Annotated in this window: 10 protein-coding genes; 5 read left to right on the top strand and 5 right to left on the bottom strand. The window is 50.8% G+C overall.

Going from position 1 to position 10924, the window contains the following annotated elements; translation table 11 throughout:
- Positions 1–388, bottom strand: a 388-nt coding sequence (locus tag G7Y52_RS13525; protein WP_165072767.1) for a hypothetical protein, incomplete at its 3' end; no start/stop codon positions are given.
- A 201-nt stretch (positions 389–589) separates the two neighbouring features.
- On the opposite strand from G7Y52_RS13525, the gene G7Y52_RS13520 reads away from it, so the two are divergent.
- From G7Y52_RS13520 to G7Y52_RS15085, 3 genes are read left to right on the top strand one after another with little or no spacing between them, the layout of a single operon-like run.
- Positions 590–910, top strand: a complete 321-nt coding sequence (locus tag G7Y52_RS13520; protein ID WP_206215315.1) for a hypothetical protein — start codon at positions 590–592, stop codon at positions 908–910.
- Positions 911–918: 8 nt separating this feature from the next.
- Positions 919–1077: a hypothetical protein gene (locus G7Y52_RS15090; protein WP_206215314.1), complete on the top strand. Its 159-nt coding sequence runs from the start codon at positions 919–921 to the stop codon at positions 1075–1077.
- 42 nt (positions 1078–1119) lie between these two features.
- On the top strand, positions 1120–1284 hold the full coding sequence (locus tag G7Y52_RS15085) for a hypothetical protein (protein ID WP_206215313.1): 165 nt from the start codon (positions 1120–1122) through the stop codon (positions 1282–1284).
- On the opposite strand, the gene G7Y52_RS13510 is transcribed toward G7Y52_RS15085, so the two are convergent.
- Positions 1277–1750: a hypothetical protein gene (locus tag G7Y52_RS13510; RefSeq protein ID WP_165072761.1), complete on the bottom strand. Its 474-nt coding sequence runs from the start codon at positions 1748–1750 to the stop codon at positions 1277–1279. The two genes, G7Y52_RS15085 and G7Y52_RS13510, sit on opposite strands and share 8 nt — an antisense overlap.
- 369 nt (positions 1751–2119) lie before the next feature.
- Between G7Y52_RS13510 and G7Y52_RS13505 the strand changes: the two genes are divergently transcribed.
- Positions 2120–6982, top strand: a complete 4863-nt coding sequence (locus G7Y52_RS13505; RefSeq protein ID WP_165072759.1) for a type ISP restriction/modification enzyme — start codon at positions 2120–2122, stop codon at positions 6980–6982.
- Between the two features lie 62 nt (positions 6983–7044).
- Here G7Y52_RS13505 and G7Y52_RS13500 read toward each other — a convergent pair whose 3' ends face one another.
- From G7Y52_RS13500 to mobC, 3 genes are all read right to left on the bottom strand, one after another.
- A complete protein-coding gene (locus G7Y52_RS13500; protein ID WP_165072757.1) occupies positions 7045–9132 on the bottom strand; it encodes a P-loop NTPase fold protein in 2088 nt (695 codons plus the stop codon).
- A gap of 124 nt (positions 9133–9256) precedes the next feature.
- Complete coding sequence (locus G7Y52_RS13495; RefSeq protein ID WP_165072753.1) at positions 9257–9418, bottom strand: hypothetical protein; 162 nt, start codon at positions 9416–9418, stop codon at positions 9257–9259.
- Positions 9412–9762 (bottom strand): plasmid mobilization relaxosome protein MobC, encoded by a 351-nt coding sequence (gene mobC / locus G7Y52_RS13490; protein WP_165072755.1) that lies wholly within the window; start codon positions 9760–9762, stop codon positions 9412–9414. The genes G7Y52_RS13495 and mobC overlap by 7 nt, the downstream gene beginning before the upstream one ends.
- A 932-nt stretch (positions 9763–10694) precedes the next feature.
- On the opposite strand from mobC, the gene G7Y52_RS13485 reads away from it, so the two are divergent.
- A partial coding sequence (locus G7Y52_RS13485; RefSeq protein ID WP_165065509.1) for a helix-turn-helix domain-containing protein occupies positions 10695–10924 on the top strand: 230 nt, incomplete at its 3' end.

The following is a 10924-nucleotide window of genomic DNA, read 5'->3' as shown; positions in this document are numbered from 1 at the left end:
TGAAAGATGCTCTTGCCGGAGCCGGTGGTTTTTGCGGGGGAATTTCCTTTTTTTGTGCAGGAGCAACGTCCGCGCTGTCCGCAGTTTCAGATAAAAATTTCTGAATAAGATATGCGGGAATGATGATGCTCTCATTCTTGAGCAGCTGACTCAGTTCTTTTGGGCTGTAGCCTTTTTTGAGAGCGTTCCTGAAAGCTTTTTCCAGAAATTTTGCTGCGTCCGGTCTGTTTTTCCGTCTTTTTTCTTCGGCAAATTCATGAGCAGTTTCTTCGCCTTCGTGAGCTGTTCTATGCGTATTGTTGCTTTTGAAGCCATGTGTTTTTGCCTCCTCTGAGAAGAGAATATGGTCAATCGGCAGTAAAGATAAATTTTTGCATAAATCTACCACTCCACGATACGGGGTCGCCGTGGCAGGATGGAAGTTGTGCTACACGCACAACTTCCATCCTGCCAAAGGGCTGACGCCCTCTGGACACCCGAATGCTCGGCGCTTTGCTTCTCGCATTCCAAAGGCAAAAGACATGAAAGAAAGACGGAGGGCGGCGGCCGGAGCGCCGCCAGAAAATGGGTAACGATCCGTGTTACCGATATGGAAAAAGCACGCCTGATGGAGCAGGCGGACATCGCGGGACTGTCCCTGTCGGAATACGCGCGGCGGCGTTTTTTCGGCGGAACGATTGCGGCCTGCACTGACGTGAAAACCGTGGGAGAACTGCGGCGGATCGGCGGTCTGCTCAAGCACAATTTTGCAACGCTCCGGCAGTTAAAAGCATCGCGCGGCATTATGGAAACGCAGGAAGACGCCCTGCGGAAACTCGTGTGCTTGATTCAAAAAATCGGCATGGCCCTCGATGATCGTCAAAAAAAATCAAGAACCGGAAAATTGAAAAATCGAAGTCATGGCAGATAGGCGATCTGGTGGATTACATCCGCTTTCCCCACAATAAAAACCCGCAGGAAAAGATCGAATATGCGGGAGGAAGAAATTTTCTTTCCTCAACCCATACCGGGCAAAAAGCCGAAATGATCGCGCTTGCCAGAGAATCGGTTCACAGCGCCAAGCCTGTGCAGCACTGAATTTTTTCCTGGCGGGAAGGCGAACAGCCGACGCGGGAACAGGTGGAAGAAGTTGTGGATATGTTTCTTGAAAAAATGGAACTTGCCGAACACCAGATCATCTATCATTACTGTCCGGCTAAGGGACGAGAGATAACATCTAAAACATTATTTAGTTACGCTCTCGATATTTTAGCCAGATGTTCACAAAGATCAGCATCTATTTGAACATATTTTTTATTTTTACCCTGATACTATGATTCAGCTTTATTAGATGATCCCGCATACTGATATTTCGGATAAGTTCAGGATGTACAGATAAATCATCTTTCATATCTGAAAAAACACGGTCAATGAATTCTTTTATAACATGAACAAAATTATCTTTTCCTATAGAGCGAATAGCTTTTGCTTCAAGCATTGTAAGTAATACTCCTAATACTGCGGCACTGGCAGGATCATTGGTTACTATTTGAGTAGGGTTTTTCCTGAGGGCAATTGCTTTAAGTGCATCGATGAGCATAAAGTTTAAATTATTATAATACCGACCTTCAATATGCTTTATAAAATCAAAATATTCATTTATTTCCTGATCTGTAATATCCCTATCATATTGACTTTCTGCAGCTTCTTCGACCGCATCAAGCCTCTTGGCAAAAGCATTTGATACCTGTTTTATGTCGAAAGGTTTCATAGCTTTATCAGTTTGTCAGCTTTGCGTGGTTCAAAGGATAAAGCGATTCAGCTTCAAATTTTACCATATCATTCTCTTCTTTCCAGATCAAATACCAGAATCCTTTTCCACTGACAACCGGATGACAATGTGGGAAAATGCATATTTTGACATATTTTGGCATAGTATTGATAATTTTGCTTTACAAGAGCGGACGCTTCTTTCCCTGAAAGCGGACAGAAAATGGTTACTCGCGTGCGGCAGGTGGCCGGATATGTATGACATGGCGGCATCTCAAAGTTCCCGCAATTCCTTCTCATTTTCCGATTTCCTTTTTGGCCGTTCCAGAGTAAGCTGACGCCCTCTTCTCCTTCTTGCAGGAGTCCCCCCATGACCTTCCGCGACGTTCTCGCCAAATACCGCGCCGTTTCCTTTTCCGAGCGGGACAAGGGCGACCGTTTTGAGCGCCTGATGCAGGCATTTTTGCAGACAGTCCCGTGGTATGCGGGCACATTCCGGCATGTCTGGCTCTGGCGGGAATTTCCGTACAAAGAAAACCTTGGCGGCAGGGATACGGGCATTGATCTTGTTGCCCAGACGGTGGAGGGCGATTTTTGGGCCATTCAGTGCAAGTGCTATGATGAAAAGGCCCGCATTGACAAGCCCGCTGTGGACAGTTTTCTGGCCACGTCCAGCAGGCAGTTTGTCAACGATGAGCGCCGGGCGACCTCTTTTGCGCTCCGGCTCTGGATCTCCACCACAAACAAATGGGGCAGCGAGGCGGAAAACGCCATCCGCCACCAGGAACCGCCGGTACAGCGCATCAGTCTTGCCGATCTGGAAAGCGCGCCCGTGGACTGGGCCGCGCTGGAGCGGGGCATCCACGGTTTGCGGGCCCGGCAGGGCAAAAAGCGGCCGCGCCCGCATCAGCAGGCAGCCATTGCCGCTTTTCACGAACATTTTCAGACCGGGGATCGCGGCCGGCTGATCATGGCCTGCGGCACGGGCAAGACCTTCACTTCCCTGAAAATTGCGGAGAACGAAACCAGCGGCGCGGGCCTGGTGCTGTTTCTGGCCCCGTCCATTGCGCTGGTGGGGCAGACGCTTCGGGAATGGACAGCGGAAAGTTCCGCCCCGATCTTTCCCATCTGCATCTGCTCTGATCCGGAAGTCAGCAAGAGCAGGAAAAAGAACGACGACGACACGGACGGCTGCAGCGTCACGGATCTGGCCTTTCCCGCATCCACGCGGGTGACGGACATTGTCCGGCAGTTCAGGCTGGCTGAAAAGTTCCACAAGGATGGTCTGGTCGTGGTGTTCTCCACCTATCAGTCCATTGAGGTTGTCGCCCAGGCCCAAAAGGAATTTCAGCGGGACTTTGACCTGATTATCTGCGACGAGGCGCACCGGACAACCGGCGTCACTCTGAAGGATGAAGATGAATCCGCCTTTGTGAAGGTGCATGACAACAGCTTTATCCGGGCCGGAAAACGCCTGTACATGACGGCAACGCCGCGTCTCTATGCCGAGGAAAGCAAGAAAAGGGCGCAGGATGCCGACGCCTATCTGTGCTCAATGGATGATGCAGCCATGTACGGGCCGGAGGTCTTCCGCATCGGCTTCGGTGAAGCGGTCGATAAAAACCTGCTGGCGGATTACAAGGTGCTGGTGCTGACGCTCAGTGAAAGCCAGATTCCCGCCGCCCTGCAAGCCGCCGTGGCGGACGGCGGCAAGGAAATTGACACCGACGACGCCAGCAAGCTTGTGGGATGCATCAACGCGCTCTCAAAGCGTATGCTCATTGATGAGGGCCTGTTGAAAGCGTCGGATCCCTCCCCCATGCGCAAGGCGGTCGCCTTTTGCCAGAGCATCAGAATTTCCAAAAAAATCAGCGCGGTCTTCAATGGCTTCAAGGAAAGCTATTACGAGAGCCTGCCGCAGGAGGAACGGGCGGAAATGGTCCGCGTTGCCGCGGATCATGTGGACGGAACCATGCCCGCCACAACCCGCGACGAAAAACTTGCCTGGCTCAATGCCGCGCCTGCCGACGGCAATGAATGCCGCATCCTGACCAATGTGCGCTGTCTTTCCGAAGGCGTGGACGTGCCTTCGCTGGACGCGGTGCTCTTCCTTTCGGCCCGCAATTCCCAGATTGACGTGGTGCAGTCCGTGGGGCGCGTCATGCGGACGGCGCCGGGCAAGAAGTTCGGCTATATTATTATTCCGGTGCTGATTCCTTCCCAGGTGACGCCGGAAGAAGCCCTGAACGACAACAGGCGCTTTGCCGTGGTCTGGACAGTGCTGAACGCCTTGCGCGCCCATGATGATCGCTTCAGCGCCACAGTCAACAAGATTGAGCTCAATCACCACAAGCCCGCGGAAGGCGGTTCCGTTCTGGTTGGCGGCATTGCCGATGGCTCCGCTGACGACACTGGCGACAGAACCCCGCGGGGAGACGGCAAAACAAGGCCGGTGCAGCTTCCGCTGCCGCAAATACAGGAACTGCAAAATACCATTTATGCCCGCATGGTGCAGAAAGTGGGCAACAGGCGTTATTGGGAACAGTGGGCGGCGGACGTGGCCAAAATCGCTCAGGGCTATATGGAGCGCATCAATCGCCTGATTGCGGTTCCCGGCCCGCACAAGACAGCCTTTGAGGATTTTCTTGGAGGCTTGCGCAAAAACATCAATCCCTCCGTCACATCCGGCGAAGTGGTGGAGATGCTGGCCCAGCACATGATCACCAAACCGGTCTTTGAAGCCCTGTTTGAAAATTATTCCTTTGTGCGCAACAATCCCGTTTCGCAGGCCCTGCAAGGCATGATCGATCTGCTGGAAGCGCAGGCCCTGGAAAAGGATACCGTTGTCCTCTCGCGTTTTTATGAATCCGTGAAAATGCGCGTTTCCGGCATCGACAATGCCGAGGGACGGCAGCGCATCATTGTTGAGCTGTATGACAAATTCTTCCGCACCGCTTTTCCCCTGACCGTGGAAAAACTGGGCATCGTCTATACGCCCGTTGAGATTGTTGATTTTATCAACCGCTCCGTGGCCGACGTGCTTCAGGCGGCCTTCGGACGCACGCTCTCTGATGAGAATGTTCACATTCTCGATCCCTTCACTGGCACGGGAACCTTCATTGCCCGCCTGATCCAGAGCGGCCTTGTCGCGCCGGAGGCCCTGCCCCGCAAATACGCGGCGGAGCTGCACGCCAATGAAATTGTGTTGCTGGCCTACTATATCGCGTCGATCAATATTGAAAACGCCTGGCATGCCGCGCGGGGAGAAGCCACAGCCTACACGCCCTTCAACGGCATCTGCCTGACGGATACCTTTCAGCTTGGCGAAGCCGACGATCAGCAGGCTTTGTACGCCCCGGCCCTGCCGCAAAATTCCGAACGGGTGCAGGCCCAGCGGAATACGCCCATTCAGGTCATCATCGGCAACCCGCCCTATTCCGTTGGGCAGAAATCCGCCAATGACGACGCGCGGAATCAGTCCTACCCGAAGCTGGAACAACGCATTGCCGCCACCTATGCCGCGCAATCGGACAAGACCAACAAGAACGCGCTGTATGATTCTTATATCAAGGCGTTTCGCTGGGCTTCGGACAGGCTGGACAAACAGCACGGCGGCATCATCGCCTTTGTTTCCAATGGCTACTGGCTGGACGGCAATGCAATGGACGGCTTCCGTAAAACGCTGGAAGCGGAGTTCAGCGCCATCTATGTCTTCAATTTGCGCGGAAACTGCCGCACGTCGGGAGAATTGCGGCGTAAGGAATCCGGCAATGTCTTTGGCCTTGGCAGCCGCACGCCCATTGCCATCACTGTGCTGGTCAAAAAGCCCGGACACCAGGGCAAGGCCGTCATTCAGTATCACGACATCGGCGATTACCTGAGCCGGGAAGAAAAGCTTGCCATCATTGCCAAAAAGCGCAGCATCCTCAATCCTGCCATGAACTGGACGCATCTTTGCCCCAATACGCATGGCGATTGGCTCAATCAGCGCAATGATGTGTTCAGTTCCTTTATTCCGCTGGGAGACAAGGACAATAAGGACAATAAGCAGACCTTTTTTGCGCCGTATTATTCGAGAGGGTTAGCATCAGGACGTGATGCATGGTGCTACAACTTTTCAAAGATAAATTTACAGAAGAATATTCAGAAGACCATTAACTATTATAATGAGATGGTGGAATCCGGCGAAGAAAAACCTCGCCTTGATGCTACAAGAATAAGCTGGACACGCGCATTTCAAAATGATTTTCAGAAGAAACGGACAAAGCCTTTTGAGGCTTCTGCCATTATGCAGGCAGTATACCGTCCCTTCTGCAAACAGCACGTCTATTTTTCCGCGGCATTGAATGAAATGCAGTATCAAATGCCCAAACTCTTTCCAACACAGGAAACAAAAAATTTAGTTATCTGTTTTCCGGGTATTGGTGGACGGTGGATAGAATTCAGTCCTGTTATAGTCAATTTCATTCCAGATCTTCATCTTCATAATGATGGTAGCCAATGCTTCCCGTTGTACTATTACGAAAAGCGATCCATATACCATCCTACACTCTTTGATGCAGGAAACGAGGAATACACGCGCAAAGACGGTATTACAAGCTTTATACTGGATCGCTGCCGGGAAAGCTACGGGCCAAAGGTAACAAAGGAAGATATTTTCTATTATGTCTATGGCTTGCTGCATTCGCCGGACTACCGCCGCACCTTTGCGGCGGACTTGAAAAAGATGCTGCCGCGCTTGCCGCTGCTGGAAAAGCCTGCGGATTTCTGGACATTCAGCAAGGCGGGCCGCGCCCTGGCCGATTTGCACCTGAACTATGAAACCCAACCTCCCTGCCCGACCGTGCAGGTACAAGGCGCGGAAAACGGCAACTTCCGCGTGGAAAAAATGCGCTTCCCCCGCAAGGGGGACAAATCGGCGATTGAATACAACCCGTGGATCACCATCTCCCATATCCCGCCGGAAGCCTACGACTATGTGATCAATGGACGTTCCGCCATTGAATGGATCATGGAACGCTACCAGCTCAAAACCGACAAGGCCAGCGGCATCACCAACGATCCCAACGACTGGACCGAAGAACAGGGCAACCCAAGGTATATTCTGGATCTGCTCCTGAGCGTGATCACGGTCAGCCTGGAGACAGTGAAAATCGTGAACGGCCTGCCAGGGCTGGAAGTGGCTGCTGGAACGGCTGTGGACGGACAGCCTGAAATGTGCATCCAGGCCTGATGCTGTGAATCACTGCGGGCCTTCTGATGCGGAAGGCCCGCAGTGCCATTTTCATAGGAGTGTCAGAGAGTATTTTCAGGAGTCTTGCCTTTGCGCCATAGTTCAACGCCCTGCAAGAACAGTGTGGCAGTTTCCTCATATTCCTGAGGAATCCTGCCTTCTTCCTGCAAGATAAGGATACGCTTCTCACAAGCTGCGACATCAATATAGGGTTCCAGTGATTGTGGCTTAATATGATGAGTTATAGTTACTCCCTCCGATAAATACTGCCTTGAACAAATAAACTTTTTTATAAAGGTAAGCATGCCGTCATCCGTTTTTGTCACCTCGGTACACCAGTTTCTGATTTTTGACGTATCTGTACTCCAGTATGACCATATATTAAGAATACGCATCAGATTTTGATGACACAACAAAGTCTTGTTTGTGATGCATTCGTCAAATTTTGCCAGCAAGAGAGTTTTAAATATTTGAAGTTCCTCTTGAGGAATAAGCGGTTCTCTACCTTCCTCAATCGCCATTTCAGAATCCCCCAATAAGAAACACTGTACTGCAAGCGCGCTCCCATCCTGTATGGCATGTTCAAGAGTAGACAGACGCTGATCCAGAGGAAGACGTCTGCCTAGCATCTCTACAGTAGCTGTAACAAGATCAGAATTATTGACTATAGTAAAAGAATCATAGGCATCATAAGGAGATTCAATTAGTTCATCACCGATATCAAGCAGAACTCCTATAACTACAGGAATATCCTTTTCCTGAATATCTTCTTCGACATGGTCGCGCAATCTGCCAAGGTGGATATGCACTTGTAACAGTCCTTGATCTTTCGCCTGAAGCAATACCGATCCAAAGGCATCGGCATCCCCTGCCTTTTCCAGCCATTGCAGTATTTCAGAATTGCTGATGGTATTTGACGATGGATTGAAGCAAAAATAACAGGAGAAAAATTCGCTATCCCCAATTGGTAACGTCCTGCGTGCATAGTGTTGATGGACAAAATGATTATTTGCAATATAAGGAAATAGTAACTTAAGTATTCTTCCCATGTTCTGACGCATGTCTTCAGGTACAAATGTATCCAATATATTTATTAATTTTTTATATGATAAACTTTTTTTAGAATGAGTGCCAACAAACTCATTTTGATTTTCCCGTATATACATATACAGCTCTGGCAGAAAAAATCTGATGGCTTCAATGACGATAAAGTCGACGGCATTGACTTCGCCACGTACAGCCGGATAGGTTACGGATAAGGTATTGCAGAAACGGACAATATTACGCGGCACAGTAAAAAATTTATCAAGACCATTATAAAGAACAGAGATCCAATGACTCCGCTCAAAAAGATATTCAGGCGTCCCTTTCAGGATCTCGTTAAGACGCTTCTCCAATCCATTGAGCAGGATCGTCCTGTCCACCAGAGGCACAACAAAGGAAGCCTGAATAATCTTTTCCAGATACGCCTGCCCCGGCATATCGCTGCACTTCTCTATGGCCCGCACAACGACAGCCTGATCAAAGGCCAGCAGATAGATGACGTTGGGAAAGTCTGCCAGTGCCTTGATCACGGTAAAAAGCTGCCGTATTTCCTCCGCTTCAAGACGATCGATATCATCAATCATGATGACAATATGTTTTTCCGACTTTTGCAGGGTGGTACATATTTTCTCCTTGAGGGCAGGGACATCCTGGGGAGGACGATTGAAGATGCTTTTTACCAGCGAACCAACCTTTTTCCCGAAACCACCCGTCTGTGCTACTGCATCAATACCTCCACCAATAATTTCGGAAAAATTTCCCAGCAGCACTCCCAACTCCTTGAAAGCATCATCTTTCTTGGGCAACACAGCCTGAAGCTGATCCAAAAAGGCTCTGGCCAGATGTTCCTGCCCACTGAACCACCACGGATTAAACTCAATGACAATGGGACGCTCTTTTTCCGGCACTGCTTTCAGATTATGACAAATAAATTTCAGGATCGTGGATTTGCCTGATCCCCAGGCTCCATACAGACCAAGCACAAGAGGATCGCTTGAGCGGTGATTGCAGATGGCCTTTGTCAAGGTTTGCGCAAAAGGCGCATAGCCGAACAAGTCACGGGAAGGGTCTGTTTGCGGACGATCTGAGGATAAGATGCTGGTCATTGCTCCTCCTCTGAGCAAAAACTGTATAATTCTGGCACAGATATTCCTTGCAAGGCTACTTTCAGCTGTAAGGCTGTGGCATTGCTGTGGAACAGAAGCCAGAATGAACTATACGCGAACCCTTTTATTTTTTCAGATAACTCATTTTTTGCAAAGGGGAAGGAGGGGGAAATCCTTGCAGCACCTGGGGCGGGGCTGTGTCTCTCCCCGGATAGTCCGGGCGCACAAGATAGCGGCTGGGCTTGTCGCCTTCTCCGGTGCCGTGCGGAAAGACCTTCATCAGCATGGCTCGGCCTCCGGTTCATTTTCCGCTGAAGCGCATGATGCGAACTCGGCGATGCGCCGTTCGATACCCGCCAGCGCGGCCAATACCTTCACGGCTTCCGTTGCCCGCTTATAGGTGTTGGCCCATCTCGCGAGCTGGTTGATGTTCGCGCCGATGCGGGCCAGTTCCCGCAACCGCCGTTTCTCTTCCGGCGTTTTCCGCAGGCGGATGCCAAGGCAGGTCTGGCGGATGTACTCCGACATGCTCATGCCATGCACTCCCGCGTTGAAGCGGAGAATGTCGCGCTCCTCCGGGAACACGCGCACGATGACAGCGGCGTTGCGCACGGGCTTGACGCGCCTCATTGCCTTTCCTGCCTTTTTGCCTTTTTGGGTTCGAAGGGGCTTTGCCCCTCGCCAGCCGTGAAGTATGACGCGAAGCGTCTATACGAAACGTAAGCTGGCCCTCGGAGACAATGCCGGACGAATGAACAGGCATCCGTGCGAAAACAAAGACGCATGGTGCGGGCATCGGGAATGCGGCGAGTGCGTATCGGGCGTGAAGCGCAGTCGTATCCGGTGTGTCGCTGGCGGGTATAGCGACGGCTCCAGATAAACATCCGGCTCATAAAAAGACGGTATGCGGCGAAAGTCTGGGCATCATGCGGCAGCCGTCCGATCTGTATTTGGCTCATAGAATGGTCGACATAGTGAGCGTGACAGCGGGGGCATCCGAATGCAGGCTGGCGGTGACAGTGCGTATGGGGAGAACGCTACGGGGTATGAGCCGGGACGGGATTGTGTGTATCGCGCCCACCTCGTGTCGGTATGGAGACAAACCATGAGAAACGAGAATCGCTTTGGGGTGTCGCTGTCTTTGCGTCTCTGGGTTGCGAGCCTCCTGTGTGCATGGTGAAAAAGTGCAATCTTCGTGGAATATGTGAGATTGCCATTTCCCGCAGGGATGGATTATTCGTCGCAAAGAGAGCGACGCCAGCATGTCCAGCGTGCCCGAATGCGTGTCCTGGCTTGAGCTTCGGAGACCAGGCAAGATGCTCTGCAAAAAATGAATCAGGCGCTGGAAGTCGGCCCGGAAGGTATGGCAAGTGTATGGGAAATGAAAATGCCAGGAGGCGACCGCCCGGCATGGGGAGGTTGGCTGATGAAGTGTGATAGAGTCCTCTGAAAGCCAGAAAGAATGTTGGTAATATAGTTGGTAGGAAAATATGTAAAATATTTTTCTACCAACTAGAGCAATTTGACTTTTATTTTATTTAAAAATCGTTTAGATTGCAGAGATGAAATTTGCATCTGAAGAAATCCGAACCAAGGCTGTTCATGCGTATCTTGATGGAAAAGCAACAGCCAGGCAATTGGCAGATATTTTAGGTTATACCCCGGCTAGCATCTGCAATTGGGTCAGAGCTTACCGTGAAAACCAACGATTATCAGCCAAACCCAATGGCCATCGCCCAAGTTGTTTCTCATGCGAGGAGATTCGGGAATTGCAAGCCCTTCTTGATAAAAA

The organism is Desulfovibrio sp. ZJ200 (assembly GCF_011039095.1).
Classification (GTDB): Bacteria; Desulfobacterota; Desulfovibrionia; order Desulfovibrionales; family Desulfovibrionaceae; genus Desulfovibrio.
Note: the sequence above shows the minus strand (reverse complement) of the source record. Positions and strands in the feature narration are given on the sequence as shown.

Bases quoted from the DNA above. Each gene is read 5' to 3' on its own strand.
- mobC (WP_165072755.1), bottom strand. From the start codon at position 9,762: ATGAGGCGCGTCAAGCCCGTGCGCAACGCCGCTGTCATCGTGCGCGTG.
- G7Y52_RS13520 (WP_206215315.1), top strand. From the start codon at position 590: ATGGAAAAAGCACGCCTGATGGAGCAGGCGGACATCGCGGGACTGTCC.
- G7Y52_RS13495 (WP_165072753.1), bottom strand. From the start codon at position 9,418: ATGCTGATGAAGGTCTTTCCGCACGGCACCGGAGAAGGCGACAAGCCC.
- G7Y52_RS13510 (WP_165072761.1), bottom strand. From the start codon at position 1,750: ATGAAACCTTTCGACATAAAACAGGTATCAAATGCTTTTGCCAAGAGG.
- G7Y52_RS13500 (WP_165072757.1), bottom strand. From the start codon at position 9,132: ATGACCAGCATCTTATCCTCAGATCGTCCGCAAACAGACCCTTCCCGT.
- G7Y52_RS13505 (WP_165072759.1), top strand. From the start codon at position 2,120: ATGACCTTCCGCGACGTTCTCGCCAAATACCGCGCCGTTTCCTTTTCC.